The sequence below is a fragment of the Lactobacillus sp. N54.MGS-719 genome (assembly GCF_000980505.1).
GTDB lineage: Bacteria > Bacillota > Bacilli > Lactobacillales > Lactobacillaceae > Lactobacillus > Lactobacillus amylovorus.
Window position 1 is genome coordinate 28,203 of the sequence record NZ_LARO01000005.1, and the last position, 26,663, is coordinate 54,865.

Below are 26,663 nucleotides of genomic sequence, written 5' to 3' on the forward strand. Positions count from 1 at the left end.
ACGTTTTATGTAAAGACCCGAACAAGTGAATGTTAATATTGGTTGCGATAGCCATTGTTTTAACACAAATCAAACAACTGAAAATCGTGACTATCAATTGATGAGCTGCCTCATCCACTTGAAATTGCGGCTGCAAAAAGACAGTATTGTCCGGCAGCTGCTTTTTTATGGCACAAAAAAAGCCTAGTCGTTTGACTAGGCTTATTATTGTTATTATTTACGTAAAACTAATTTAGCAATAGCTTCACAACGAGGTGTTTGTGGCAACATATCGACATTTTGGATTAAGCGAACGTCGTATGCTTCGCTAAGTAAAACTAAATCTTGAGCTAAAGTTGAAGGATTACATGAAATGTAGACAAAGGTTTCTGGTTTAACGCGTAAGATTGTCTTGATCAAACTCTTTGCTAAACCAGTTCTTGGTGGGTCCACGATCAAAGCGTCGATTGATACGCCGCTGTTTTGCAATTCAGGCAATACCTTTTCGGTAGCACCTTGAATGTAATCAGCGTTTTTAATGTGGTTCAATTCAACGTTGTGTTGCGCATCCTTAACTGCTTCAGGAATAGTTTCAATACCGATAACTTGCTTAACGCGATCAGCTGCTAAAATGCCGAGTGTACCTACACCACTATAGGCATCGATTAAAGTTTGATCTGGAGTTAAGTCAAGGTATTTTAAGGCTTCTAAATAAAGGTTAACGGTTTGAACAGGGTTGAGTTGGAAGAAAGCACGTGGAGACAAAGCGAATTTCTTGCCCAAAATTTCTTCGACGATTTGGTTTTTGCCCAATAACTTTTCAGTCTTGTTGCCCCAAACTTGTGGGTTTTGCCATTCAGTTTCGTTTTGATAAACGCTGACTACATGATCGAGCTTCATGATTTCTTTTGCAAGTGGGATCAAGTTCTTGAGCTTGTGGTCGATAGTAATTAAGGTAACTTGAATTTCTTTAGTAGCTTCTGATTGACGAACAACCACTGTCTTAATACCTGGCAAGTGACGACGATAGTTTGCGACTGGAACGTGCAATTTTTCGATTAATTCCTTAATTTCACGTTCTGTTTTTTGGGTGTCTTCATTTTGGGTTGGCATCTTAGGCAAGTCGATTAGACGGTGAGAATTTGGTGCAAAAAGACCCAACTTGGTTTTGCCATGGACGCTTTCAATTTGATATTGTGCCTTGTTGCGGTAGTGCCATGGATCTGGAGCAGGAATAGTCTTTTTAACCTTGTATTTAGCGTAGCCACGTGGGTGATATTTCTTAAGTGACTCAAGCATATTGTTGCGCTTGAATTCAAGTTGCTTGTCGTAGGACAAATGTGATAGCTCTAAACCGCCGATTTCTGGATCAACGCCTTCAGGGAAGTCCACACGATCAGGGCTTTTTTCTTTAATGCGTACTAATTCGCCTTCAATGTAATGAGGGTAGCTCTTCACGATTTTGGCTACGACTACTTCACCTGGCAAAGCACCAGGGATGAAGATGATCTTCTTTTTGTAATAACCGATGCCTTCACCATTGATGCCTAAGCGTTTAATGGTAATGATGACATCTTTTTCGCGTTGTTTATTCTTGGAAAATTTTCTATTCATTATCCTTATTCTTTCTACTAAAAACTAAATTACATTGCTACTAATTGTACTACCTAAAAAAAGTTCTTAGCAAGCATTACAAAAATTTGCTAGCATGTAATTTAGAATATTGCGAGGTGAAAACAAGTGTTGATAACCAAAGTAAGTGCACAACGGCGCCCAGGACGTTATAATATTTTTTTGGATGGCAAGTATGCTTTTTCTGCTAGTGAAAAGACTATAGCTGAATTTGTTTTACTAAAAGGAAAAGAACTAAATGATGATCAAATTGAACAAGTTCGTCAATTTGATGCAGATGCTAAAGCCAGTGATTTAGCCGCTCATTTTTTGAGTTATGAGCCTCGAACCGTGTTTGAAGTTTTACAGTATTTGAAAAAGCACGAGATTTCTGATGAAGCAGCCAATAGCGCTGTTAGTCAGTTAAATGAATTGGGCTATTTGGATGACCGACAATATGTTAGACTTTTTATCAAAAATGACCTTCGTGTTGGTTCCGATGGTCCTAAGAGCCTGCTCCGCAAATTAACGCAAAAAGGTGTTGATCCCGAAATTAGTCAGGTAGAGCTTGATGAAATAGATGATGAGGATTGGATTGACGTCGGCCAGAGAGTGATTAAGTCAATGGTGCATCAAGTAGGAAAAATCTCACAAAGAGAAATTGAACGCAAGATGAGAAGCAAACTGCTGGCTCATGGTTTTGATGGCGGCATTAGCAGCGAAATCATTTCTTCTTTGGATTTGGCAGATGATGAAGATATGCAAATGGAAGCTTTAAAAAAGCAGGGCATTAAGGCGTATAAGAGATTCCGTCGTTTTGATGAAACAGAGCGCAAATTTAAGATCAAAAAGTATTTATTCAGTCATGGCTTTTCATCAGGAGAAATTGATGCTTTCTTAAATGGCGAAGTAATTGATTTAAGTGAATTAGCTGAATATTAGTTGAGGAGAAAAAATGAAGAAAACTATCGATGAAAAAATATTTGTAGGTCGTCCTTTTCCATCTAGCTTGATGAATGCACAAAAGAGTTTCATGGAAGCTAACCAACAAATGGAAAATGATGAAACTTTTCAAAAGTTTTTAGCTGACAACGACTTAGAAAATAAACGTACTGCATTGATCGTCTCAGGAGAAGATAATTTCATGTACTGGTACGGCGTGATCGCTAATGCAGATAGCAAAGTGCCAACTGGCTTGATGAAATTTGACTTGCCTAAAGCTGAAGTTGATGAAGAAGTTCAAGAAAATCAAAACCTTGTTTTCTTCAATTTGCCTTTAACTAGCACGGTTTCTACTTTTGTTAAAAAAGTAATGGACAACGGTGTTAAGGTTTACCAAAACTTAGGTGACAGCGATACACCATACATGGTTTGGGATCTTGATCTGGATACAAAAAGACTGACCCAAGATTTCTACTTAAAGGTCAGTAAATAAATAAAAATTAATGTTGTTGCGGATCGATTGATAAGTTGTCGTATTCGACGTAAGCTCCAAGACAAGTTGAAACGAACATAATCAACAACACGAATCCGATTGAATTGCCTACGATTTGGTCTAGGGTCATAATTGAACGGACTAGATATGTTGATGCAAAGCATAAAATGAAGTCTAGAACAATATTAGCGAACAGCAAGAAGTAGCGTCGTCTAATACTGAAGAAACGCAAAAGTTGTTTTAACAAGCCATCATTGGTTTGAACGGCTAATAAATCAACTGGACGTTGAATTGTTGCCTTAACAGCAAACATGATGATTGAGCCAACTAAAGCTCCGATGATCGTACGGCAGATCTCTGCTGAGTGCAGTACCAATGCATTATAGCCAATACCAATAATTGCTAGACTGCAAATATATGGGATAAGCAATAAAAATGTGAAAACAAGCAAGACGTGGCTTTTTTTCATTGTATCCAACCTCCTTAGTCTTATGTGCTATTTTAACATAATGACACTTGCTGTATGCTATAATATCTTTATTTAGATGACTTTTTAAGAAAGAGAGTATACAAATGAGTAGTGATCCTGGAGCGGATAATTTTTTTGACCGCTTGAAAAATAAACTATCAGGCGATAAAAAAGAAGAAACTAAAGATCATTTAGAAAAAGAAATCGTTAATTTACATGATAGTCATAAAATTGACGACAAAGAATTTTCAATGCTTGAAGGAATCCTTGAATTTCAAGGTAAAACGGCCCGTGAAGTAATGGTGCCAAGAACGGATGCATTCATGGTTGATGCGGAAGTGAGCCTTCAGGATAATTTGGATGAGATTTTACGTGAGCCTTATTCACGTGTCCCAGTTTATAAACGAGATAAAGATAAGATCGTTGGCGTCATTCATATCAGAAGCGTTTTGCGCATGGCTAAGCAAAAAGGCTTTGAAAATCTCGATTATGAAGACGTAATGATCGAACCATTATTTGCACCTGAAACAGCTGAATTAGGAGACTTGCTGATGGAAATGCAGCAGACACAAAGGCAGTTGGCTATTTTGATGGACGAATATGGCGGTGTTACTGGTCTAGCAACAATTGAAGACTTGGTTGAAGAGATCGTCGGTGATATCGATGATGAAGTCGATCATACAGAAGTTTTGTATAATCAAATTGCACCTCATAAATACATTATTTACGGCAAGATGCCACTTGATGAATTTAACGAGCAATTTGGTACGCATCTTGAAATGGAAGATGTCGATACAGTAGCTGGGTACGTTATCAATACTCTAAAGGTAATTCCAGCAAAAGGGGAAAAGTTGACAGTTGATATTGGAGATGGCAAGACGCTTACCACCAGAAGAATGAAGGGCTCGAGATTGTTGACAGTATTGCTGTCAGAAGATGGACTAAAAAAGGAAGAAGATAAAAAGGACTAATGGATAAAGAGTTAGCAGATAAAGTAAATAAAAGAAGAACCTTTGCGATTATTTCACACCCTGACGCAGGTAAAACGACTATTACTGAACAAATGCTGCTTTTTGGTGGGGTAATTCGTAAGGCAGGTACCGTTAAGGCACGTAAGACAGGTAACTACGCAACTAGTGACTGGATGGAAATCGAAAAAAAGCGTGGTATTTCCGTTACTAGTTCAGTTATGCAGTTTGAATATAAGGGCAAGCGGATCAATATTTTGGATACGCCAGGTCACCAAGACTTCTCTGAAGATACTTACCGTACATTGATGGCCGTTGACTCAGCAGTCATGGTAATTGACTCAGCTAAGGGTATCGAACCTCAAACTAAGAAATTGTTTAAGGTTGTTAAAAAACGTGGTATTCCAATTTTTACCTTTATGAACAAGCTTGACCGTGATGGTCGTCCACCACTAGATTTGATTGCTGAACTAGAAGATTTGCTTGGCATCGAAGGTGTGGCAATGAACTGGCCAATTGGTTCAGGTCAAACCTTGAAGGGTCTTTACGATATTGCTAGCAAACGCGTTGAACTTTACCGTAAAGATGGTCAAGATCGTTTCTTACCATTGAATGATGAAGGTACTTTGCCTGATAGTGAACCACTTAGTCAAGATCCACAATTTAAGGATACCCTTGATGAAATCGACTTGATTAAGGAAGCTGGTAACAAGTTTGACCGTGAAAAGATTGCGATGGGTGATCAAACTCCTGTCTTCTTTGGTTCAGCTTTGACCAACTTTGGTGTAGAAACATTCTTGAATAGCTTCGTTGATTTGGCTCCAGCTCCAGAAAGCCATACTGTAAATGGGGATGAAGAATTGAGCCCAGAAGATCCTGAATTTTCAGGCTTTGTCTTCAAGATTCAGGCTAACATGAACCCACACCACCGTGACCGTATTGCCTTTGTTCGTATTGGTAGTGGTGAATTTAAGAAGGGCTTGGATGTAACCTTAGCTAGAACTGATAAGCCAATCCGTTTGAATAATGCAACAGAGTTCATGTCTAGTGAACGTGTGCAAGTTTCAGATGCGGTTGCAGGTGATATCGTTGGTTTGTATGATACTGGTAATTTCCAAATTGGTGACAGTATTTATGCTGGCAAGCGTAAGATTGTTTATCCACCACTTCCGGAATTTACCCCTGAATTGTTCATGCGTGTAACTGCTAAGAACGTGATGAAGCAGAAGTCATTCCATAAGGGGATGAACCAGTTGGTTCAAGAAGGTGCCATTCAGCTTTACCGCAATTACCAAACTGATGAATACATTTTAGGTGCTGTTGGTCAATTGCAATTTGAAGTATTCCAATTCAGAATGAAGAACGAATATAATTCAGAAGTTGAAATGAACAGTATCGGTCACCGTGTGGCTCGTTGGATTGATCCAGATCAACTTGATCCAAGAATGTCTAACAGCCGTAACTTGCTGGTTAAGGACCGCTATGGCAATCCATTATTCTTATTTGAAAATGAATTTGCAGAACGTTTCTTCCACGACAAATATCCAGATGTTAAATTAACTGAAAAGTTATAATAGACGTAAAAAAGGAGAACTACGTTTGTAGTTCTCCTTTTGTTATCTTTAAATTCTGTAATTATTTGTCAACGTGAATTTCAATTACGTGACGGCTCTTATCAACAGTTAAAGTGTATGAAGAATCATAATTCTCGAGCAAACGTTTAATAATGAATTCAACTTCATCTTCACGAACGCGGCGATTGTGGTTTTCAAGCGCAATACCGATTGCATTTTTGCTTTCAGTATAAATGACTGAAGTATTGCCTAAAGAATATACCTTAACGTAGTTGGCATCAGTAGTGTTAAGCTGACTTTGAACCAAATCAGAATAGTTATTGGTTACATCGATTAAATGCATGGATTTCACCTGTCTCTCTTAGCTTTTTCTCTTAATTTTAGTATACCGCAAAACAAGATACATATATTTATTTTTACTTATAAAACTTGTATTAATTTTAGTAATTAACAAAAAAGGTTCTAAGATATTAATCTCGGAATCTTTTTGCGTATAACTTGAATGAGTTTGTTTATTTGTTTGTTAATTATTCTTCGCTAATTACGATCTCGCCATCTTTGACATCAGCCTTTAAGTTCTTGCTGTCAGTGTGGTCGAGCTTGTAGTCAGCAACCTTATCTTCGATTTCTTCTTGAATGGTACGACGAAGTGGACGTGCACCTAAAGCAGGGTTGAAGCCTTCGTCAACTAATTTTTCTTTAGCTGCATCGGTAACATCAATGTACAAACCTTGATCCTTAACCATGTTGTTCGTGTTAGCAAGCATCAAGTCAACAATCTTAAGTAAGTCAGGTTTAGTCAATTCGTTGAATTCAATGACGTCATCAAGACGGTTAAGGAATTCAGGCTTGAAGAATTGACTCATGTTGTTTCTAGCTGATTCATTACTTTCGTCTTCATTTTCAGCAGCGAAACCAACGCTAGCATTCTTGATGCCTTGACCTGCGTTAGAAGTCATGATGATGATTGTATCTTTGAATGAAACAGTTCTACCTTGTGAATCAGTCAAACGACCATCATCTAAGATTTGCAAGAAGAGGTTCAAAACGTCTGGGTGAGCTTTTTCAATTTCGTCAAGCAAAATCAAGCTGTATGGGTTGTGACGAACTTGTTCAGTCAATTGACCAGCTTCTTCGTAGCCAACGTAACCAGGAGCTGAACCAATCAACTTAGATACAGAATATTGTTCCATGTATTCAGACATATCGAAACGAATCATGGCATCTTCTGAACCAAACATTTGCTTAGCAAGTTGTTTAGCAAGTTCAGTCTTACCAACACCAGTAGGTCCTACGAATAAGAAGGAACCAATTGGACGACCAGACTTGTTGAAACCGATTCTGTTACGACGAATAGCACGAGCAACTTTGTCAACAGCCTTGTCTTGACCAATAACGTGAGCTTTCAAATCACTAGCCAAATTTTGCAATTGATTTTCTTCTTGCTTTTGAATATCGCCGACAGGGATGCCAGTCTTTTCTTCAACAATCTTGTTCATGATCTTGCTGGTAATAACTGGGGATTTGTCAGGGTCAACTTTTTGATCCTTTACCTTTTTGTATTTATCAATTTGATCACGGTAGTAAGCAGCCTTTTCGTAGTCTTCATTCTTCAAGGCTTCTTCCTTTAATTGTTCAGCTGCATTGATTCTTTCTTGCATCTTATCCTTATCAATATAAGGAATAGTTAAGTTCATTCTTGAACCAGCTTCATCAAGTAAGTCAATGGCCTTGTCAGGCAAGAATCTATCTTGAATGTAGCGAGCAGAAAGCTTAGCAGCAGATTCAATAGCATCGTCTGTGTAGTGAACGTGGTGGTAATCTTCGTAACGCTTTTGAATACCCTTTAAAATACGGGTAGTTTCATCAATTGAAGGTTCCTTAACTTCAACAGGTTGGAATCTTCTTGCTAAAGCTGAATCCTTTTCAATATCGCGGTATTCCTTAATAGTAGTAGCACCTACTAATTGCAGTTCGCCACGAGCTAGGGCAGGCTTAATAATGTTGCCGGCGTCCATACCGCCTTCAGCATTTCCGGCACCAACAATTTCGTGAATTTCATCAATAAATAGGATGATATCGTCATTTTGTTGTAATTCCTTGATCAATTGTTCCATTCTTTGTTCAAATTGACCACGGATACCAGTACCTTGAACAAGTGATACTACATTTAAGGAAATGATACGCTTTTTTTGCAGTTTAGCTGGAACAGAACCGTCAACGATTTCTTGAGCAAGTCCTTCAACTACAGCAGTCTTACCAACACCAGCTTCACCAATTAAAACTGGGTTGTTTTTAGTTCTTCTGTTTAAAATTTCAATGACACGGGCGATTTCTTTATCACGGCCGATTACTGGGTCGATTTTGCCTTTCTTAGCAAGGGCGGTTAAATCTGTACCATATTGATCAAGCAAGCTTCTGCCGCCTTGACCACCGTTTCCGTTGCCACCACCCATTTGCATTCTTGGGTCGTTGTTTCCAATATTATTGTTGTTTGCGGCATTGTTGTTATTTCCGTTTAATGCGTTGAATAAATCATCAAAGTCGCCAAAAAATTCGTTATTATTGTTATTCATATTTTCTAGATTTCCTTGTTGATTTCTTAATTCTTGATAACAGTGTTGACATAAATTAATCTCTCGGCTTTGGCCGTTCACCTTGGTAAAAAGATGAATAGAGGCAGGCCGTTCATGACAATTTTGGCAAAGCAAATATTCTTACCGCCTTTCATTTAAACTGTACCAAAATTATATTATTAGCACTCGCCTTAGTCAAGTGCTAAGCACTAATGAACTTATTTTTTGTAAGGATAGACAAAATATTAATATTTTTGAAAATTTAGTATAAAGAGTAGAATAAAGTGTAAAAAAATTATAAAATCTGGAAAGTGTGGTGATGTTTTTGGATTATCAAAAGATTTTGGACCAATTGGTTTCAGGCGAAATCAAAGAGTATGAGGTCAAACCTGAAGATGCCTTTGAGCTTCAAAAGACTATAAGGAATTATGGCAAGCGACAGTATATTACTGGTAGGGCTAAAAGAGGCGGTTCTATTGTTTATACCGCGACGAATACTGGTAAGCAAATGATGTAAACTGTTACATTATTGTTGTCTTAACCGTAAAAACATGATAATCTAGTACTCGAATGGGTATTTATTACCAGTTTAATTTTTCAATTTTAAAGGAGATATTCATAATGGAAAAACGCGATTTTCATATTATTGCAGAAACAGGTATTCATGCACGTCCAGCTACTCTTTTAGTACAAGCTGCTTCAAAGTTCGGTTCAGATGTTAACTTGGAATACAACGGCAAGTCAGTAAACTTGAAGTCAATCATGGGCGTTATGTCACTTGGTGTTGGCCAAAACGCAGACGTTACTATTACTGCTGAAGGTGACGACGAAAAGGACGCATTAGACGCAATTGCTGACACTATGAAAAAAGAAGGTTTAGCTGAATAATGACCAAGACTTTAAAGGGAATTGCTGCAAGTGATGGTATTGCCATTGCTCCAGCATATCTTCTTGTAGAGCCTGATCTTTCATTCTCAAAATCTTCAATCAGTGATGTTGATTCAGAAGTATTACGTTACAAGGATGCTATTAAGGAATCAACTACTGAAGTTGAAAAGATTCGTGATACAGCTAAGAAGAGCTTGGGTGAAGAAGAAGCCCAAGTTTTTGAAGCTCACTTAATGATTTTAAATGACCCAGAATTTACTGGTGCTATTGAGAATGAAATTAAGGACTCCAAGATTAATGCAGAAGCTGCTCTTGATGAAACTGCTCAAAAGTTCATCTCAATTTTTGAAGGCATGACTGATAATCCTTACATGCAAGAACGTGCTGCTGATGTACGTGACGTTTCAAAGCGTATTATGGCTCACCTTCTTGGCAAGGAATTACCAAACCCAGCTTCAATTGATCATGAAGTTATTGTTGTAGCTCATGACTTAACTCCTAGTGACACTGCTCAACTTAACAAGAAGTACGTTAAGGGCTTTGTTACTGATGTAGGTGGTCGTACTGCTCACTCAGCAATTATGGCCCGTTCACTTGAATTACCAGCCGTAGTTGGTACTGATTCAATTACTAAAGACGTTAAGAACGGCGATATGTTAATTGATGACGGTCTTGATGGTACTGCAATCATTGCTCCAAGCGATGACCAAATTGCAGACTACAAGAAGAAGGGTGAAGACTTCCTTAAGCAAAAGGCTGAATGGAAGAAGTTGAAGGATGAACCTTCACTTACTGCTGATGGTAAGAAATTTACCATTGCTGCTAATATCGGTACTCCTAATGACATGCCAGGTGTACATGAAAATGGTGCTGAAGCCATTGGTTTGTACAGAACTGAATTCTTGTACATGGATTCTTCAGACTTCCCAACAGAAGATGATCAATTCGAAGCTTACAAGAAAGTTATCGAAGGCATGAACGGCAAGCAAGTCATCATTAGAACTATGGATATCGGTGGTGACAAGCACCTAGATTACTGGGACTTGCCAGAAGAAATGAACCCATTCTTAGGTGTACGTGCTATTCGTCTTTCACTTAAGAACGAAAAGATCTTCCGTACCCAATTAAGAGCTTTGCTTCGTGCTTCAGCATACGGTAAGCTTGGTATTATGTTCCCAATGATTGGTACATTGGCTGAACTTCGTCAAGCTAAGGCTATTTTGAATGACGAAAAGCAAAAGTTAATCGAAAAGGGCGTTAAGGTCGGCGATGACTTACAAGTTGGTATGATGATCGAAGTTCCTGCAGCTGCTGTTTTGGCTGATCAATTCGCTAAGGAAGTTGACTTCTTCTCAATCGGTACTAACGACTTGATCCAATACACTATGGCTGCTGACCGTGGTAACGACAACGTATCATACTTGTACCAACCATATAACCCATCAGTACTTCGTTTGATCAAGCACACTATTGATGCTGCTCACGAAAATGGTATTTGGTGTGGTATGTGTGGTGAAGCTGCCGGTGATAATACCATGTTCCCAATCTTACTTTCAATGGGACTTGATGAATACTCAATGAGTGCAACTTCAATCTTACGTATCAGAAGCTTAATGAAGAAGTTTGATACTAAGGATCTTAAGGAATTGGCTAATGAAGCATGCTTCGTTTCAGAAACTGCTGAAGAAAATGAAAAATTAGTCGAAGACTTAATGAAGAAGATTAACAAGTAATTTTCATATTAGATCACAAAATGAGACCAGTTTTGGTCTCTTTTTTGTGTCTATTTGTTAATTTTTAAATAAAACAAATAAATTCTTCACAAATAATTCACGCTTTTTATTTAAGATATACTAGGAAATTAATATAAAAGATAAAATAGGCACTTACAAAAAAGAAGTTAGTGTGTTATACTGGTTATAAGTTAAAGAACGTATACAATTATTTGTTCTGAGGAGCGTGATTTTTATGGTAGATTTATATGTATCTCCTAGTTGTACCTCATGCCGTAAAGCCAGAGCTTGGCTTGAAAAGCACAATATTCCTTTTAAGGAAAGAAACATCTTTTCTGAGCCATTAACTAAGAAAGAATTGTTGAGAATCTTGCGTATGACCGAAAATGGTACAGAAGAAATCATTTCTACCCGCTCAAGAGCTTTTCAACAATTGAAAATCAATTTAGATGATTTATCAATTGATCAGTTACTTGATTTAGTAGAAAAGAATCCAAGTCTTTTGAGAAGACCAATCATCATGGATGATCGTCGACTTCAAGTAGGTTATAATGAAGATGAAATTCGTCGATTCTTGCCACGCAAGGTGCGTCGCTTAGAATTGGCTGAAGCACAAAAGATTGCAGATTTATAAAATTTTCGAAAGTGTTAGTGTTAATGCTAACACTTTTATTTTAGACAAAAAGTACGCTACAATATACTATAATGATTCATGGAGGTGAGATCCTGTGCAAGTAGATCATATTAATAAAAATACAATTAGGGTCAGAATTGATAAGGAAGAATTAGCACGTCGCGGCCTTAAAGTCCTTGATCTTTTGGGTGATAAAGATAAGATTCAACAATTCTTTTACTCAATCCTTGCAGAAGTTGATACAGATCATACCTTTACCAAGGGTGTGCCTGTAACTTTCCAAGTAATGCCAAATAATGGCGGCCTTGATTTAATGATTACTAAAGTTCAACCCGAAGACGCAAATAATTTGCGTAAGATGATGGGTGATTCAATGAGCGATGATAGTGATTCAACACAGGCGGACTCCGATTCAAGAAGAAGCTTTTTCGATCTTGATCCCAAAGACGATTTAAATACCGAAGTTGATCCGCTAACGCAAGAAGAAAATGAAGCTAATGTCAGTGCAGCTGGTAATAATAATGAATATTGGAAGTTCCAAAAGCGTCACGCATATCAATTTACTGAGTTAGGCAATGTAATTGAACTAGCTGATAATTTGAGAGTGAGCGATTTGGCTTCAAGTTTGTATTATCAACGTGGTCAATACTATTTGGAATTGGCTTTTCTTGATGAAGATTATGCTGAATTAAAGCCTGCTGATGCTTGGGCAATTGCCAATGAATACGGCATTAAGATTGATGATGAAGAAATGAACACAGTTAAAGAAACTGGTAAGTGCTTGATGAGTCAAGACGCTTTAGGTCATATTCGCTATTACTTTCTTAAACAAGCTAAATGATTAAGAATTTATAAAGAAAAAGAGACGGAAGAAAAATCCGTCTCTTTTTTGCGTAATAAAACATGGGTGAAAAAATATGTATGCAGCCATGTTAGATAAAAAATTAGTGCTTGCGGTAAGTGAAGCTTACCTTGTTAATTCAAGACAAAAGAAATTAAATCAAGAAATATATCGTTGTCCGCACTGCAATAAGAAAGTAATTCTGATTGTTTCGGAGAAAAAATCTGCTTTTTTTAAACATTTGACTAGTTACACTAATTTAATGGGTGAAAAAGAAGAACATCATCAATCAAAAATGCTGTTTAAGGCGGCATTAACTGCTGCGGGATTTGATGCGGCAGTAGAAATACCACTAGCCGATGGTCAGCTTAGAGCAGATGTGTTAGTTGCTGAAAATTTAGCATTCGAAATTCAGTGTGCACCGTTAAGTGATGCTGAATTTAAACATCGGCATTCTTTATATCAGAAAATTGGCGTAACTGATATTTGGGTCGTAGGACAGCTCCACTATTTAAAGCACAGTTTAAAACATACGCAATTGATCTTTTTTAGGAGAAACAAAAGATGGGGTAACTATTATTTAGAAGTTAATCCAGCAAAGAATTGCTTTTGTCTAAAATTTAATGTTTTGCAAGAAGCAGTTACGAAAAAGCTTCGCTATCAAACTAAATATTTCGTACTCGATGAAATAGGTATTAGACAGTTCTGGAATTTTAGGCCGAAGTTGAAAAAGTATGTGGGCAATCCCGTTAACCAAAGAAAATATGTCCAGCGTCAGATTAAGCAGAAAAGCAAATTGGGTTTAAAAGTAGCAGAGCTGCTTTATCAACAGAAATTAAGCTTAGAGGATTTACCTAATAGTATCTTTATTAAATATCGCAATCCTGGAGATGAGAATGTATTAATCAATTACCTACAAAAAAAGCGTCTTAATTAGATGAGACGCAAGTGATTTTGTAAGGGTAGAAAATCGGAAAAGTCTTTTTCACAGCCCGGCATTAGTAGGGTAACCAAATCTTGTTGACTAACTGGGCCATCCAATAGCACGCCGTTTTGATCATCATTTTCATCAAATAAAACGATGGTTGGCGTAGATTTAACGTTCCATTGGTTGGCTAGTTTTTGATCGTCTTCAATTGAGGCTTTTAGATAATCTCCCTGTTTAATGGCATTAATCGTTGACGCTTTAATGTTCAACTTGTCGATGATTTTTTGGAACAATTCCGGTGTATATACTGAAGCATCTTTACTTAGATGTTTTTGCAATTCGTATAAATATCTGCGTGCCTTCTTGTTGCCATAGCTTAATTTAATAGCATGGTAGTTGCGCAAAGCTTCGTAAGTTGCAGTAGAAATACTGCTGATATCCGATGATTTTTGGCCATCTTGGCGTCTGCGAATCATATCATCTTTAACTAAACAAACATTAGCAATGGGAACGTAGTGGTAGCAAACATCAATCCCTAATTCATCAACAGTATTGCGAATTAGTTTTTCTGTATCAAAACAGTAAATCCCTATTGGATTGATGAATAGAAAAATCTCAAACATACTCTCGACCTCTTTGTGGTTTATTCATTGTTACTTTAGCAAGAAAAAAAATCAGTGACAAAAAATATGCTTTATTTTCTATATACTATTTTCTGTGAGCGCTTGCGCGGGCAATTTTATTTTGATTAGTGTTGGCTTTTGTTTGCTTAAAGCCATAATCATGCTCAAGTTCAGTTTGCACTTGTTTGATTAAAGCCGGATCGGTGTTTTCAATTTCCAATTCAAAATCTTGATAGCCATCAGGATAAGATGTAGCATCTAAAGTTAGTTCACAATTTTGTAGGCCGTTCATTAAAATACGACGGGTTTTACTCCAAGTGAAAAGTTGTAGTTGCTCTTTTTGGTCAGAGAAGTGTTGGTCAAGGTAGTCTCCAATGTTGCCTTGAAAATCAACGTGTTCTTGTGCAACTAGCTTTTTGGCTTGGTCATGAGTTAAATTGTCGTTGATTTCGATAACTTCATGGAATTTCTTTTGGACAGGATTAAGGTCAGGCACCTTCATTGTTTGTTCCGCATGATCAGCGTAAATTCTAATTCTGAGGCTGATGCGATGATCTTTTAACAAGTCGTCTGGCGTATCAAAATAATAATTTTCCTGAACAAAATCTGCTCTAATGGGAAAACTATTGACGATTTTTTGATAGACATCTTGTGATAATAACGTTTTTGCTTCGATTTCACGATTTTTACTCATAATTTTTCCTCCAAACTTATGACTTAATTATATGTTAAAATTATATTGTTTGCTAAGAAAGGGATGTTTTCTCATGGACATAGATTGGGATACTTTCTTGTGGCCTTATAATGAAGCAGTTCGCGAATTAAAGGTTAAATTTCGTTCCCTTAGACAAGGCTTTTTAACTAGGGGAGAACATTCACCAATTGAATTTGTAATTGGTAGAGTAAAAACAGTAGATTCAATTAAAGAAAAAATGACTCGAAGAGTAATCAGTCCTGATGTAATTGAGACTGACATGCAAGATATTGCCGGAATTCGAATCGTTACTCAGTTTGTGGATGATATCTACAAGGTAGTTGATTTGATTCATGCTCGCGATGACATGGAGGTAGTTGAAGAGCGTGATTACATTCAAAATGCCAAGCCTTCAGGTTATCGTTCCTACCATATGGTAATTAACTACACGGTATATTTGCCAGAGGGTCCTAAGACTTTAATTGCAGAAATTCAAATCAGAACTTTAGCAATGAATTTCTGGGCTACTGTTGAGCATACTTTGAATTATAAATACAAGGGTGTTTATCCAGACGATATTTCTAAGAGACTAAAGTCTACCGCTGAAGCTGCTTATAAGCTTGATGAAGAAATGTCATCAATTAAGGATGAGGTCCAAGAAGCTCAAAAGATTTTTACCAAAAACAAGGGTAAGGAAAAATCATGAAAGTAACAATTGCGCATAATAACTATGATAAGACGCTGCAAACAGTGGCCTATTTGAAAAAATTGCTTAAAGAAAAAGGCGTCATTTTTGATGCTAAATATCCGGATGTGGTAATTAGTGTTGGAGGAGACGGGACACTGATCAACGCTTTTCATCGTTATGAAAATCAAGTTGATTCTGTGCGCTTTGTTGGTGTTCACACAGGGCACCTAGGCTTTTATACTGATTGGCGTAATTATGATGTCGATAAAATGGTTGACGCATTGCTGTTAACTGATGGCGAAGTTGCTAAATATCCATTGCTTGAAATTAAGATGCTAACGGAATCTGGTGAAACGCGTTATCATCTAGCAGTCAATGAATCTGCCGTTAAAAGAGTATCGCATACGCTGGAAGCTGATGTTTATATCAACGATGAATTGTTTGAAAACTTCCGTGGTGACGGCCTCTGTGTTTCAACTCCTACAGGTTCGACTGCTTACAGCAAGTCGCTAGGTGGTGCGGTTATCCATCCTCGCTTAAAAGCACTGCAAATGACAGAAATTGCTTCAATCAACAACCGTGTGTTTAGAACATTGTCTGCTCCAATCGTGATTGCACCTGATCAATGGATTACAATTGTTCCTAACGCAGATCACTTTGTAATGACAGTAGACGGGGCCAGAATTGATGTTAGAAATGCCAAGAAGATTGAATATCGTATTTCACATCATTCAATTCAATTTGATCGTTTTGGCCACCATCATTTTTGGTCACGTGTACAAGATGCATTTATTGGAGATAGCAAGAATGACTAGTTTATTTAAACTAATTGTGCAAGAAAGAGACCCAAAAAAATTGGGCTCTTTTTTGTTAAAAAAAGGATTTTCACATCAAGCATTGAAACATGCTCGATACAATAATGGCTTAATTTTGGTCAATCATAAAAGACGATATACCAGCTTTCACTTGAAAACGAATGATGAAGTGATTTTTGTGACTGGCGAAGAAAAGAAAAATGATTTTTTAAAGCCGTCTAATAATCCGGTAGAGCCAGTTTTAGAAACGAAGAATTATATTATTTTGAATAAACCAGCAGGTGTGTTGTCAATTCCATCACGCTATGAGGATAATGATGCCATCGTTAATCGTTTGATGGGCTATTTTACTCGCAAGGGAGCAAAAGATTTAAAGCCGCACGTAATTACTAGGCTAGATCGTGATACGTCAGGTTTAGTGCTGGTCGGTAAAAATGCTGTAGCCCATGCCCGTTTTAGTAAGATTGGCAAAGAGCGATTTATCAAAAAATATCATGCGATTGTGCATGGCAACTTTGAATCTACTGAATTAACTGGTTTAATTGATGAACCAATTGGCAAAATCGATTCAGGTGTAAAACGAGGGGTAATTCCAGATGGTAAATCTGCTCAGACAGAGTACAAGGTGCTTAAACAAGTGCCGGGAGCTAGTCTAGTGGAATTGCGCTTATTAACTGGTAGAACGCATCAAATCCGTGTTCATATGGCCTATTTAGGTCATCCCCTTTATGGCGATCAATTATATGGAGTAAAGGATTCTTTTTCCCGTCAGGCTTTAAACTGTTTTTATTTAAGCTTTCCTGATCCTGTTAATAGCGAAAAAGATAAAACCGTTGAAATTTCTGATCCAAGTGATATGCAAAATCTCTGGCAAAAGCTAATTAATAAAAAATTCTAAAGCTATTAGAATTCACTACTAAAAAGCTTGCATAAAGAAAACGTTTTCTTTAAAATTAGAAGTGTAATATAAAACTATTCGTGTACAGAAAAGAGGACATCTTTATGTATTATTCCAATGGTAATTATGAAGCCTTCGCAGATCCTAAAAAGCCTGAAGGTGTAGATAAAAAGTCTGCTTACATTATTGGTAGTGGATTGGCTGGTCTTTCTGCAGCAGTATTCTTAGTACGTGATGCCCAAATGAAGGGCGAACGTATTCATGTCTTAGAAGAACTTCCTGTAGCAGGTGGTTCACTTGACGGTGCTGATCGTCCAAATGCCGGATTCGTTGTTCGTGGTGGACGTGAAATGGAAAACCACTTTGAATGTTTGTGGGATATGTATCGTTCAATTCCAAGTTTGGAAATTCCAGGTGCATCATACCTTGACGAATACTACTGGCTTGATAAAGAAGACCCTAACTCATCAAATTGTCGTTTGATTTACAACCGTGGTGATCGTTTACCAAGTGATGGTCAATATGGTTTGGGCAAATGCGCTAACGAAATTGTTAAATTGATCATGACCCCTGAAAAGGAACTTGAAGGAGAAACAATTGAAGAATTCTTCAGCGATGACTTCTTTAAGACTAACTTCTGGTCATACTGGTCAACTATGTTTGCCTTTGAAAAATGGCACTCAGTAGCTGAAATGCGTCGTTATGCAATGCGTTTTATCCACCACATTGATGGTTTGCCAGACTTCACTGCTTTGAAGTTCAATAAGTACAACCAATATGAATCAATGGTTAAACCACTTCTTGCTTATCTTAAAGATCATGGCGTTCAATTTGAATATGATTGCCATGTACAAAACGTCGAGGTAGATCACGAAGGCAATGAAAAGATTGCTAAGAAGATCATTATGACCCAAAACGGTAAGGAAACTGAAATTCCATTAACTCCAGATGACATTGTCTTCATTACCAATGGTTCAATTACTGAAAGTTCAACTTATGGTAACCAAAATACCCCAGCTCCAATTACTCACGCTAAGGGTAGTTCTTGGAAGTTATGGGAAAACTTGGCCAAACAAGATCCTGAATTTGGTCACCCAGATGTCTTCTGTGAAAACATTCCAGAACGTAGTTGGTTTGTTTCTGCGACGGCAACTTTGGAAAACAAGAAGCTTGCCCCATACTTTGAACGTTTGACTAAGCGTAGCTTGTACGATGGCAAGGTTAACACTGGTGGTATTATCACTATTGTTGACTCTAACTGGGAACTTAGCTTCACCATTCACCGTCAACCACACTTCAAGAGTCAAAAGCCAAACCAAATTGTTGTTTGGATCTACGCACTTTACTCAGACACTGAAGGTAACTACATCAAGAAGAGAGTTGTTGACTGTACTGGTAAGGAAATTGCAGAAGAGCTTTTGTACCACTTAGGTGTTCCAGAAAGTCAAATTAGTGAAATGGCTAGTGAAGAAAATATGAACACTGTTCCTGTTTACATGCCATACATCACTAGTTACTTCATGCCTCGTCATGATGGTGACCGTCCAGCTGTTGTTCCAGATGGTTCTGTAAACATTGCCTTCATTGGTAACTTCGCTGAATCACCAACCAGAGATACTGTCTTCACCACTGAATACTCAGTAAGAACTGCTATGGAAGCTGTCTACACACTTCTTAACGTTGATCGTGGTGTTCCAGAAGTATTTGACTCAATCTACGACATTCGTCAACTTCTTCGTGCTATGTACTACATGTCAGACAAGAAGAAGTTGGTTGATCAAGACATGCCACTTCCTGAAAAATTAGCTGTGAAGACCGGGATGAAGAAGATCAAGAGAACTTGGGTTGAAGAATTACTCAAGGAAGCTAACTTGATTTAATTTGAAATAAACCATAAATAAAAAGCTTGAGCGATGCTCAAGCTTTTTTTGCGTGCTTTTTAAGACTTTTCATGATTAATAAAATTACTGCGGCAATCAAAGCAATGACGATAAACATGATCACGGCCTTGATGATACGGCTGCTGTCTAAGTGCAGGATGGAGTCGCCACCGTAGGCGTAAATATAAGCAAATGGGGCAACACCAATGATAATTGGAATGATTTGCTTCTTGAATTGTTTTTTGTTAATCATGACATTGACATAACTAACCGTCGCACTCGGGATGAATGGAATCAGATAACCAATCGTTAAAGCAATCATTGGATATTTTTGTGTCGTTAGCAATTTATAAATCTTGCTGTGCGAGATGTTTCTCAGATCATATAATTTCCGCAATAGTTCCATCAGAATGATCTGACCTAAGATATCACTGATCCAATTAATAATAAAGCCAAATGCCGGTCCGTACAAAATACCGTTTAACACACAGAAGATACCATTGGATAAACCAGGAATGGCTACGCAAATAGCGTTTAAAACGAATAGAAAAGCTAGATCTTCAATACCATGGCTACGGACCATTTTTACTAGCAGCTCTTCATTGTGGTGATCAAAGTTAGTCAATAATCTTAATTCAGGCAGGTAGCTTAAATACAGTTTATATAAAAGAAGCAAACCTAATATGCCGCCTAAAATAAATAAACTAATACGAATAATTTTTCGTTTCACTTCGTCACCTTCTATACATAGTCTTTAACTCTATTCTACTTTAATTTTTGACAATAAAAAAGCTATGACGCTTTTGCCATAGCTTGAAAAAATTATTTAGTGAATAAAACGCGGGTACCTTCAGGCACTTCGATATCTTTTTGAATAGGGGTTAAAGTTCCAGTACCGCCGTTTCTCAAATAAAGAGTTGCGTTATCAGAATTTTGGTTTGCTGCTACTAGGTATTTTTCGCTTTCGTCCCAGTTGAAGTCACGTGGGAAGTCGCCAAAAGTTGAAACGCGTTGAACTAAGCTCAAAGTATGATTATCGCTTACTTTGAAGACGACGATTGAGTTGTGGCCGCGGTTAGAAACATAAATGTATTTGCCATCGTTACTGATGTAAACGGCAGCAGCACCGTTATGGTCGGTAAAGTCGTCTGGAATAGTCTTGTAAGTAGCAATATCTTCGAAGTCCCAGGTGTTTTCGTTGAATTTAACTACATTAATCTTGCTAGAAAGTTCACCAACAACGTAGAAGTAGTTGCCATCTTTAGAAAATACGATGTGACGATCGCCAAAACCAGCTTCGTTTTTGTATTGTGCCAAGTGCTTTAATTCATTATTTTCAAGGCGATAAAAATCAACGGTATCATTGCCCAAGTCGCAGCAAACTAAATTGCCGGCAGGAGTTTCGTCGAAGAAGTGTGGGTGAGGACCATCTGCTTGTTCTGGACGAGGGCCTAAGCTTTCAGGCTTGTGGGTAGTGGTAGTGATCAAGTCAAGCTTGCCACTGTCATTATAATGAAATACTGATAGAACTGCGGTGTGGTAGTTAGCAGTGTAAAGCAATTTCTTATCACGGTTGATGCCTACGTAAGCTGGTGAAGAGCCAGATGTTAAGTAGCGATCAACTTCGTTTGAGCCGCCTTCATTTACTTTAAAAACGCTAATGCCGCCCTTGTCACCGGCATTATTGATTGCAAAAATTAAATCGCTATCTTTTTGGAAATAAGTAGGTCCGCCAACGCTGACAATGTTTTCAGCCTTGCCTAAACGAGCATCGTTATTTTCACCAGTAAAGGGCAATTCGTAAATTCCTTTTGAAGTTTTTTTAGTATATCCTCCGATTAAAACCTTCATATATGGCCTCCATTTTGATATAAAGAAATATTAACTAAAACAAGTATACCATGGGAAATGGAGGCCTGATTATGACTATTTCGAATAAAAAGTGATACAGTTAGAACTATAAGTGTAAGCGAATAATTTTTGTTAGGAGGCGTATGTAGAATGGACGAAAAAAGATCCGTGAACTATATGCTCAAACTGATATTAAAGACGTTTTTGACAATCTACATTCCTCTGCTGATGGTTTAACGTCAGAAGAAGCTGACAGGCGACTGAATAAATATGGTGAAAATACCATTAAAAAGGCTGCTGCAGAATCTGAATGGAAAACATTTTTTAAAACTTTATTAGTACAATGGAAATTTCGCTTTGGATTTCAAGGCTGATTGCCATCATTTCAGGTACAGTTGAATTAGGTATTGCTATTTGGTTAGTTAATGTCATCAATGGTTTGTTTAGTTTTTGGCAGGAACGTGCTGCTAAGAAAGCCACAGATGTGCTGAATAACATGCATCCAACTTATGTTGATGTAATTCGTGACGGTAAAAAAATACAGATTGATAGTAAAAAGCTGGTTCCGGGGGATGTGTTTGTCCTGCAGGCAGGTAATTCAATCCTAGCGGATGCCAGAATTATTTCGGCAAGTTCAATGCAAGTCGATCAAAGTGCATTGAATGGTGAATCAGTACCAGAATCCAAGACTACTAAATATGATCCTGGTGAAGGCAGTTATGCGGAAAGCAACTTGGTGTATTCAGGTACTACCGTTGGTGCCGGTACTGCACGAGCAATTGCCTTTGCGACAGGGATGAACACCGAGTTTGGTCGAATCGCTAGTTTAACACAAAAGCAAACTAAGACGACTAGTCCATTAACGGCTGAACTTAATCGTTTGACCAAGCAAATTTCAATTATTGCGATTACGATCGGTGTCATTTTCTTAATCGCGGCAATTTTCTTTGTTAAGTATCCTTTCGCTAAGGCTTTTATCCTTGCCTTAGGGATGATCGTTGCGAAGGATTGTTGCCTACGGTAACGCTGAGTCTGGCTCAAGGAGTAAGAAGAATGGCCAAAAAACACGCTTGGGTCAAGGAGCTAAATTCCGTAGAAACCTTGGGTGAGACGACAGTTATTTGTTCAGATAAAACGGGTACGTTGACTCAAAATCAAATGACTATTCACTATATTTGGACACCAAGCAACGAATATCATGTAACAGGCAATGGCTATGTGAATAATGGGCAAATTAAACTAAACAATAAGCAATTGTGGTATGAAGAAAATCCAGATTTGCATAAATTAGTTCAAATTGCAGCTTTGGACAATGACACTTCTGTTCAACCCGCTAAAGATGGCGGCAAGCCAAAGATCTTGGGTACGCCAACAGAAGCTTCATTGATCATCATGGCTGAAAAAGCCGGTTTTGATAAGCAAAAAGTTTTGGTTAAATACCCACGTTTGCGTGAATTGCCATTTGATTCTGATCGTAAGAGAATGTCAACGATTCACCGTTGGAATGATACACAATACATTATTTTCACTAAGGGGTCATTTAGTGACACGATTAAGCAATGTGATCGTATTCAGGTTGATGGTAAGGTTCGTGAAATGACCGATGATGATCGTCTTCGTGCTAAAAAAGCAAATGCCGAATATGCTTCACGTGGCTTGCGTAGTATGGCATTAGCTTATCGTGTAATTGATCGTGATGTAGATATTAACAAGATGCCAATTGATGAGGCAGAAAGTCATTTAATCTTTGTTGGTTTGACTACAATGAGTGACCCACCTCGTCCAGAAATTTATGATGCTGTTAAACGTTGTCACCAAGCTAAGATTAGAATCATCATGGTAACTAGTGACTCTAAGTTGACTGCTAAATCAGTTGCGGTTCAAATTGGTTTAACTTCAGATAAAGCTCGCGTTATTTCAGGAAACGAACTTGAAAAGATGAACGATGATGAGTTGCGTAAGGCTCTGAAGGGCGAAGTAATTTTTTGCCAGAGTAGCACCTGAACAAAAATACCGGATTGTTAAGAACTATCAGGCTAATGGCGAAGTCGTTGCTTCAACTGGTGACGGGGTTAACGATGCACCAGCCTTGAAGCAAGCCGATATTGGTATTGCGATGGGCCAAACTGGTACGGCCGTAGCTAAAGAAGCAGCTAATATGATTCTGACAGATGATAACTTTGCTTTAATCGTGGCTGCTATTGAAGAAGGCCGTGCTGTTTATAGTAATATTCGTAAGTTCTTGACTTACATTTTGACTTCAAATGTGCCAGAAGCTGTGCCATCAGTTTTGTTCTTGTTCTCAGCTGGTCTTATTCCTTTGCCAATGACAGTTATGCAAATTTTAACCGTTGACTTAGGTACCGATATGCTTCCTGCATTAGGATTAGGTGCTGAAGCTGCTGACCCAGATATTATAAATCAGCCGCCACGTAAGCGCAGCGAGCACCTGTTAAACAAGAGCGTAATGATTAAATCATTCTGCTGGTACGGTTTGTTATCAAGTCTGATTTCAACTGGAGCATACTTCTTTGTTAACTGGCAAAATGGTTGGCCAACCAAAGCTTTAGCTGCAAGTGGTTCAGTTTATATGCGTGCTACGACAATGGTTTTAGGTACGATTGTCTTTACTCAGATTGCTAACGTTTTGAACTGTCGTACTGATAAGACTTCTGTCTTCAAGAAGGGCTTGTTTAGCAATAAGAACATCTGGTACGGTATTATCTTTGAAATCTGCTTGTTCTTTGTATTGACGGTAACTCCAGGCATTCGTCAGTTGTTTAATACGACGCCATTATTCGCTTCAGATTGGCTATTCTTGTTCTTATTGCCAATCCCATTAGTACTTCTAGAAGAAGCAAGAAAATGGTTAATGTACCATAAGAAAAATAATTAAAAATATTCGCTTGTTTTGGGCCGCCTAAGTTTTTAAGCAGCTTTTCTTATGCTAAAATTATTTTTAAGGAGAGAATTAATATGAAGTGGATTTCAACTATTAAAAAGATTGGTAAAAAAGCTGTCGATAACAAAGACGGCATGGTAATTTTATTTGGCGAAGGTGCTAACAAGGAATTGGAAGACGTTTCAGTCATCCAAAAGTTTGATGAAAGCACCCCAGTTAGCGGCTTTGTTTTTAAGAAGGGCGACACCATTACTGTTGATGGTCAAACCTATGTAGCAAATTATGTAGGTCCAATGGTTGAAAGCAACATGAAGGCCTTGGGTCACGCTACTTTATTCTTTAACCGTCCAGTATCAAAGGCTCCATTGGCTAATGCTGTTTACTTTGATCCAGATGTTGCTCAACCAATGCCTAACTTTAAGGTAGACGATGACATTGTTTACGAGCACATTTAATAATTAGGACAGGTAGATGGATTATAAACGAAATCATAGGGGCGGAACAGTATTTAAAAAATGGTTTTTAAATAACCGTTTTAGCATTGTTTTATTAAACATCTTATTGTTCTTGTTGATTATCTGGGTTTTCAACAAGATATCATTTGTCCTAAATCCAGCATGGGTTTTCTTTAGTGCGGTTTTGCCACCACTATTATTGGCGGTTATTCAGTACTATATTATGAATCCCTTGGTTGATTGGCTGGAGAAAAAGGCGAGGGTACCGAGAGTATTAACAATTGTTGTTCTGTTCTTATTCGTAATTGTTGTCCTGATTTGGATTATCAATATTTTGGTACCTATTGTTCAAAACCAGATCAATTCTTTGATTAAGAATTGGCCGCATATTTGGGATGATGCTGTTAATGCAACGCAGAATGCCTTGAGTGATCCGCGTTTGCATCCCGTAAGAGGCAGCATTAAAAACATGATCGACAATACGCAGAAGACTTTATTTAAGTCAGGTCAAAGTGCGATTAACACTACTTTAGGCAATATTTCATCTGCCGTAAGTATTATTACGATGGTCGTGATGACTTTAATCACTGCACCGTTTATTTTGTTCTTCATGTTAAAAGACGGTCACCAGCTTCGTCCATACATTACAAAATTCGCACCAGAGAAATGGCAACCTAGTTTCAGCAAATTGCTTTATGACATCAACTATGCATTAGCATCATATATTCGTGGTCAGATTACTGTTGCCTTCTGGGTTGGCGTAATGTTTGCAATTGGTTATTCAGTTGTTGGCTTGCCTTATGGGGCAGCACTAGCAATCTTAGCTGGTTTCTTAAACTTGATTCCATACTTTGGTACGCCGATTGCTTTGATTCCGGTAATCGTAATTGCGATCATGACTTCTGGCTCAATGCTGGTTAAAGTTTTAGTTGTCTTTGTAATTGAACAAACAATTGAAACAAGAGTTTTGAGTCCATTGGTGATGGGCAACAAGATGGCCATGCACCCTGTTACTACGATCTTGCTTTTGATCGGTGCAAGTTCCGTTTGGGGACTTTGGGGCGTAATTTTTGGAATTCCAATTTATGCAATCTTGAAGATTATTGTGTCTCGCGTGTACAATTATTATCGAAGAGAATCTGAAATTTTTAGCGAAACGGATGCTGCTTCTTTAACCACGGGGGATGCAGATAAAACAACGAAAAATACTGCTAAATAGTTTTAAAGCGTGGCTTAAAAGCTACGCTTTTTTGATTAAGGAGCTGTTTGAATGACAAATCACGTAGTTTTATATGAACCATTAATGCCAGCAAATACTGGTAATATTGCACGTACCTGTGCTGGTACAAACACTGTCTTAGATTTGATTGAACCATTAGGCTTTCAAATTGATAATAAAAAGATGAAGCGTGCAGGGCTAGACTATTGGGATAAAGTTGAAGTGCATATGCACGATGACTTAAATGCATTTTTAAAGACATTGGGTCCAGACGATGAAATGTATCTTATTTCTAAGTTCTCATCAAAGAATTATTCTCAAGTGGATTACACTGATAAGAATAAGAATTATTACTTTGTTTTTGGTAAGGAAACTACTGGTTTACCTGAGACATTTATGCGTGAATATTACGACCGCAATTTAAGAATTCCAATGTCTGATAATATTCGTTGCTATAATTTATCCAATTCAGTGGCCATGGTTTTGCTTGAAGCACTTCGTCAACAAGGCTTTCCAAACATGGAAACAACCCACCACTATGAGAATGATAAGTTAAAAGACGATTATGACCGTCCAGAAAGATATGAACGTAATTTAGGAGAAAATAAATAATGGATTTTGAAAAACAAACACCCGTAACAGTACAATCATTTCACTATGATTTAACTGACGAAAATGCCAAAGCTAAGAGTGAAGTTAACCCAGGAATCAGAAAATTAGACGTCAGTGGTGATGATGAACACTCAGAAGAAAATGGTAGCTACTACGATGTTGCTGTCTTCTTTGACGTAATTCCTGAACCAGTTGAATTCGAAGTAAGCGGAGCAATTCACCAAATTGTTCAAATTAAGGATTATCACGGTGATGGTTCTGATATTGATAACGCTGACTGGCAATTACTTAGCAGACCACTAGTTGAATATATTGAAACTTTGACTTACGAAGTTACGCAAGTTACATTCGATAAACCTGTCAACTTGAACTTCAAGGCCAACTTTTAGT

General features: G+C 37.8%; 26 protein-coding genes and 1 pseudogene. 19 read left to right on the forward strand and 8 right to left on the reverse strand.

The genetic code is table 11. The features are described from left to right. Nucleotides 1-213: 213 nt before the first annotated feature. Entirely contained in the window at nucleotides 214-1,593 is a 1,380-nt protein-coding gene (gene rlmD / locus WS44_RS01745) for a 23S rRNA (uracil(1939)-C(5))-methyltransferase RlmD (protein WP_046432719.1), read from the reverse strand. Nucleotides 1,594-1,719: 126 nt separating this feature from the next. Here rlmD and recX point away from each other — a divergent pair, with 126 nt between their 5' ends. Both recX and WS44_RS01755 read left to right on the forward strand, forming a co-directional pair. Then, nucleotides 1,720-2,532 (forward strand): recombination regulator RecX, encoded by an 813-nt coding sequence (recX, locus tag WS44_RS01750; RefSeq protein WP_013437438.1) that lies wholly within the window; start codon nucleotides 1,720-1,722, stop codon nucleotides 2,530-2,532. A 13-nt stretch (nucleotides 2,533-2,545) separates the two neighbouring features. Continuing rightward, nucleotides 2,546-3,025, forward strand: coding sequence for a hypothetical protein (locus tag WS44_RS01755; RefSeq protein WP_046432722.1), 480 nt, complete (start codon nucleotides 2,546-2,548; stop codon nucleotides 3,023-3,025). Nucleotides 3,026-3,032: 7 nt separating this feature from the next. On the opposite strand, the gene WS44_RS01760 is transcribed toward WS44_RS01755, so the two are convergent. Next, on the reverse strand, nucleotides 3,033-3,494 hold the full coding sequence (locus tag WS44_RS01760; RefSeq protein ID WP_013437440.1) for a hypothetical protein: 462 nt from the start codon (nucleotides 3,492-3,494) through the stop codon (nucleotides 3,033-3,035). Between the two features lie 104 nt (nucleotides 3,495-3,598). Here WS44_RS01760 and WS44_RS01765 point away from each other — a divergent pair, with 104 nt between their 5' ends. Both WS44_RS01765 and WS44_RS01770 read left to right on the forward strand, forming a co-directional pair. Then, nucleotides 3,599-4,465 carry a hemolysin family protein gene (locus WS44_RS01765; protein WP_013641644.1) on the forward strand — a complete coding sequence of 289 codons (867 nt, stop codon included), beginning with the start codon at nucleotides 3,599-3,601 and terminating at the stop codon, nucleotides 4,463-4,465. Then, complete coding sequence (locus WS44_RS01770; RefSeq protein WP_013437442.1) at nucleotides 4,465-6,036, forward strand: peptide chain release factor 3; 1,572 nt, start codon at nucleotides 4,465-4,467, stop codon at nucleotides 6,034-6,036. The genes WS44_RS01765 and WS44_RS01770 overlap by 1 nt, the downstream gene beginning before the upstream one ends. A 61-nt stretch (nucleotides 6,037-6,097) precedes the next feature. Here the strand turns inward: WS44_RS01770 and WS44_RS01775 are convergent, their stop codons facing one another. Both WS44_RS01775 and WS44_RS01780 read right to left on the reverse strand, forming a co-directional pair. Beyond that, nucleotides 6,098-6,379, reverse strand: a complete 282-nt coding sequence (locus WS44_RS01775; RefSeq protein ID WP_014565666.1) for a DUF1827 family protein — start codon at nucleotides 6,377-6,379, stop codon at nucleotides 6,098-6,100. A 184-nt stretch (nucleotides 6,380-6,563) separates the two neighbouring features. Then, complete coding sequence (locus WS44_RS01780; protein WP_046432724.1) at nucleotides 6,564-8,747, reverse strand: ATP-dependent Clp protease ATP-binding subunit; 2,184 nt, start codon at nucleotides 8,745-8,747, stop codon at nucleotides 6,564-6,566. A gap of 190 nt (nucleotides 8,748-8,937) precedes the next feature. Here WS44_RS01780 and WS44_RS01785 point away from each other — a divergent pair, with 190 nt between their 5' ends. The 6 genes from WS44_RS01785 (at nucleotide 8,938) to WS44_RS01810 (ending at nucleotide 13,645) form a co-directional block, all read left to right on the forward strand. After that, nucleotides 8,938-9,129 carry a hypothetical protein gene (locus WS44_RS01785; RefSeq protein WP_271869616.1) on the forward strand — a complete coding sequence of 64 codons (192 nt, stop codon included), beginning with the start codon at nucleotides 8,938-8,940 and terminating at the stop codon, nucleotides 9,127-9,129. Nucleotides 9,130-9,233: 104 nt separating this feature from the next. Beyond that, entirely contained in the window at nucleotides 9,234-9,500 is a 267-nt protein-coding gene (locus tag WS44_RS01790; RefSeq protein WP_005718606.1) for a phosphocarrier protein HPr, read from the forward strand. Continuing rightward, on the forward strand, nucleotides 9,500-11,233 hold the full coding sequence (gene ptsP / locus WS44_RS01795; RefSeq protein ID WP_046432732.1) for a phosphoenolpyruvate--protein phosphotransferase: 1,734 nt from the start codon (nucleotides 9,500-9,502) through the stop codon (nucleotides 11,231-11,233). Before WS44_RS01790 ends, ptsP begins: the two co-directional genes overlap by 1 nt. 235 nt (nucleotides 11,234-11,468) lie before the next feature. Then, a complete protein-coding gene (gene spxA, locus WS44_RS01800; RefSeq protein WP_013641647.1) occupies nucleotides 11,469-11,867 on the forward strand; it encodes a transcriptional regulator SpxA in 399 nt (132 codons plus the stop codon). Nucleotides 11,868-11,961: 94 nt separating this feature from the next. After that, nucleotides 11,962-12,708: an adaptor protein MecA gene (locus WS44_RS01805; RefSeq protein WP_046432735.1), complete on the forward strand. Its 747-nt coding sequence runs from the start codon at nucleotides 11,962-11,964 to the stop codon at nucleotides 12,706-12,708. Between the two features lie 76 nt (nucleotides 12,709-12,784). Beyond that, complete coding sequence (locus WS44_RS01810) at nucleotides 12,785-13,645, forward strand: competence protein CoiA family protein (RefSeq protein ID WP_013437450.1); 861 nt, start codon at nucleotides 12,785-12,787, stop codon at nucleotides 13,643-13,645. On the opposite strand, the gene WS44_RS01815 is transcribed toward WS44_RS01810, so the two are convergent. Both WS44_RS01815 and WS44_RS01820 read right to left on the reverse strand, forming a co-directional pair. Continuing rightward, nucleotides 13,642-14,259 (reverse strand): DsbA family protein, encoded by a 618-nt coding sequence (locus tag WS44_RS01815; RefSeq protein ID WP_013437451.1) that lies wholly within the window; start codon nucleotides 14,257-14,259, stop codon nucleotides 13,642-13,644. The genes WS44_RS01810 and WS44_RS01815 overlap by 4 nt on opposite strands. Before the next feature lie 85 nt (nucleotides 14,260-14,344). After that, nucleotides 14,345-14,953: a CYTH domain-containing protein gene (locus WS44_RS01820; protein WP_046432738.1), complete on the reverse strand. Its 609-nt coding sequence runs from the start codon at nucleotides 14,951-14,953 to the stop codon at nucleotides 14,345-14,347. A gap of 73 nt (nucleotides 14,954-15,026) precedes the next feature. Here WS44_RS01820 and WS44_RS01825 point away from each other — a divergent pair, with 73 nt between their 5' ends. The 4 genes from WS44_RS01825 to WS44_RS01840 all read left to right on the forward strand — a co-directional run bounded on the left by WS44_RS01825 (nucleotide 15,027) and on the right by WS44_RS01840 (nucleotide 19,234). Then, on the forward strand, nucleotides 15,027-15,659 hold the full coding sequence (locus WS44_RS01825) for a GTP pyrophosphokinase family protein (RefSeq protein ID WP_013437453.1): 633 nt from the start codon (nucleotides 15,027-15,029) through the stop codon (nucleotides 15,657-15,659). Beyond that, nucleotides 15,656-16,456: an NAD kinase gene (locus tag WS44_RS01830; protein ID WP_046432741.1), complete on the forward strand. Its 801-nt coding sequence runs from the start codon at nucleotides 15,656-15,658 to the stop codon at nucleotides 16,454-16,456. Before WS44_RS01825 ends, WS44_RS01830 begins: the two co-directional genes overlap by 4 nt. Beyond that, a complete protein-coding gene (locus WS44_RS01835) occupies nucleotides 16,449-17,354 on the forward strand; it encodes an RluA family pseudouridine synthase (RefSeq protein WP_014565671.1) in 906 nt (301 codons plus the stop codon). Before WS44_RS01830 ends, WS44_RS01835 begins: the two co-directional genes overlap by 8 nt. Nucleotides 17,355-17,458: 104 nt before the next feature. Next, on the forward strand, nucleotides 17,459-19,234 hold the full coding sequence (locus WS44_RS01840) for an oleate hydratase (RefSeq protein ID WP_013437456.1): 1,776 nt from the start codon (nucleotides 17,459-17,461) through the stop codon (nucleotides 19,232-19,234). 37 nt (nucleotides 19,235-19,271) lie between these two features. Here WS44_RS01840 and WS44_RS01845 read toward each other — a convergent pair whose 3' ends face one another. Both WS44_RS01845 and WS44_RS01850 read right to left on the reverse strand, forming a co-directional pair. Beyond that, on the reverse strand, nucleotides 19,272-19,964 hold the full coding sequence (locus WS44_RS01845) for a VTT domain-containing protein (protein WP_013437457.1): 693 nt from the start codon (nucleotides 19,962-19,964) through the stop codon (nucleotides 19,272-19,274). A 92-nt stretch (nucleotides 19,965-20,056) separates the two neighbouring features. After that, nucleotides 20,057-21,085, reverse strand: coding sequence for a lactonase family protein (locus WS44_RS01850; RefSeq protein WP_046432744.1), 1,029 nt, complete (start codon nucleotides 21,083-21,085; stop codon nucleotides 20,057-20,059). 164 nt (nucleotides 21,086-21,249) lie between these two features. On the opposite strand from WS44_RS01850, the pseudogene WS44_RS01855 reads away from it, so the two are divergent. The 5 genes and pseudogenes from WS44_RS01855 to WS44_RS01875 all read left to right on the forward strand — a co-directional run bounded on the left by WS44_RS01855 (nucleotide 21,250) and on the right by WS44_RS01875 (nucleotide 26,662). After that, nucleotides 21,250-23,981: pseudogene (locus tag WS44_RS01855) on the forward strand (cation-transporting P-type ATPase). 80 nt (nucleotides 23,982-24,061) lie between these two features. Beyond that, the gene (locus WS44_RS01860; RefSeq protein ID WP_046432745.1) at nucleotides 24,062-24,442 is read left to right on the forward strand and encodes a PTS glucitol/sorbitol transporter subunit IIA; all 381 of its coding nucleotides are present in this window, start codon (nucleotides 24,062-24,064) and stop codon (nucleotides 24,440-24,442) included. 16 nt (nucleotides 24,443-24,458) lie between these two features. Further along, nucleotides 24,459-25,661: an AI-2E family transporter gene (locus WS44_RS01865; RefSeq protein WP_046432747.1), complete on the forward strand. Its 1,203-nt coding sequence runs from the start codon at nucleotides 24,459-24,461 to the stop codon at nucleotides 25,659-25,661. Between the two features lie 51 nt (nucleotides 25,662-25,712). Next, nucleotides 25,713-26,273 (forward strand): tRNA (cytidine(34)-2'-O)-methyltransferase, encoded by a 561-nt coding sequence (locus WS44_RS01870; RefSeq protein ID WP_013437462.1) that lies wholly within the window; start codon nucleotides 25,713-25,715, stop codon nucleotides 26,271-26,273. Then, nucleotides 26,273-26,662 (forward strand): DUF1149 family protein, encoded by a 390-nt coding sequence (locus WS44_RS01875; RefSeq protein ID WP_013437463.1) that lies wholly within the window; start codon nucleotides 26,273-26,275, stop codon nucleotides 26,660-26,662. The genes WS44_RS01870 and WS44_RS01875 overlap by 1 nt, the downstream gene beginning before the upstream one ends. Nucleotide 26,663: the final 1 nt, after the last annotated feature.

Coding starts and splice junctions, on each gene's coding strand:
- WS44_RS01870 (WP_013437462.1), top strand. CDS start 25,713: ATGACAAATCACGTAGTTTTATATGAACCATTAATGCCAGCAAATACT.
- WS44_RS01875 (WP_013437463.1), top strand. CDS start 26,273: ATGGATTTTGAAAAACAAACACCCGTAACAGTACAATCATTTCACTAT.
- WS44_RS01825 (WP_013437453.1), top strand. CDS start 15,027: ATGGACATAGATTGGGATACTTTCTTGTGGCCTTATAATGAAGCAGTT.
- WS44_RS01815 (WP_013437451.1), bottom strand. CDS start 14,259: ATGTTTGAGATTTTTCTATTCATCAATCCAATAGGGATTTACTGTTTT.
- WS44_RS01755 (WP_046432722.1), top strand. CDS start 2,546: ATGAAGAAAACTATCGATGAAAAAATATTTGTAGGTCGTCCTTTTCCA.
- WS44_RS01835 (WP_014565671.1), top strand. CDS start 16,449: ATGACTAGTTTATTTAAACTAATTGTGCAAGAAAGAGACCCAAAAAAA.
- WS44_RS01760 (WP_013437440.1), bottom strand. CDS start 3,494: ATGAAAAAAAGCCACGTCTTGCTTGTTTTCACATTTTTATTGCTTATC.
- ptsP (WP_046432732.1), top strand. CDS start 9,500: ATGACCAAGACTTTAAAGGGAATTGCTGCAAGTGATGGTATTGCCATT.
- WS44_RS01810 (WP_013437450.1), top strand. CDS start 12,785: ATGTATGCAGCCATGTTAGATAAAAAATTAGTGCTTGCGGTAAGTGAA.
- spxA (WP_013641647.1), top strand. CDS start 11,469: ATGGTAGATTTATATGTATCTCCTAGTTGTACCTCATGCCGTAAAGCC.
- WS44_RS01830 (WP_046432741.1), top strand. CDS start 15,656: ATGAAAGTAACAATTGCGCATAATAACTATGATAAGACGCTGCAAACA.
- WS44_RS01775 (WP_014565666.1), bottom strand. CDS start 6,379: ATGCATTTAATCGATGTAACCAATAACTATTCTGATTTGGTTCAAAGT.
- WS44_RS01840 (WP_013437456.1), top strand. CDS start 17,459: ATGTATTATTCCAATGGTAATTATGAAGCCTTCGCAGATCCTAAAAAG.
- WS44_RS01770 (WP_013437442.1), top strand. CDS start 4,465: ATGGATAAAGAGTTAGCAGATAAAGTAAATAAAAGAAGAACCTTTGCG.
- WS44_RS01765 (WP_013641644.1), top strand. CDS start 3,599: ATGAGTAGTGATCCTGGAGCGGATAATTTTTTTGACCGCTTGAAAAAT.
- WS44_RS01860 (WP_046432745.1), top strand. CDS start 24,062: ATGAAGTGGATTTCAACTATTAAAAAGATTGGTAAAAAAGCTGTCGAT.
- WS44_RS01850 (WP_046432744.1), bottom strand. CDS start 21,085: ATGAAGGTTTTAATCGGAGGATATACTAAAAAAACTTCAAAAGGAATT.
- WS44_RS01790 (WP_005718606.1), top strand. CDS start 9,234: ATGGAAAAACGCGATTTTCATATTATTGCAGAAACAGGTATTCATGCA.
- WS44_RS01820 (WP_046432738.1), bottom strand. CDS start 14,953: ATGAGTAAAAATCGTGAAATCGAAGCAAAAACGTTATTATCACAAGAT.
- WS44_RS01865 (WP_046432747.1), top strand. CDS start 24,459: ATGGATTATAAACGAAATCATAGGGGCGGAACAGTATTTAAAAAATGG.
- rlmD (WP_046432719.1), bottom strand. CDS start 1,593: ATGAATAGAAAATTTTCCAAGAATAAACAACGCGAAAAAGATGTCATC.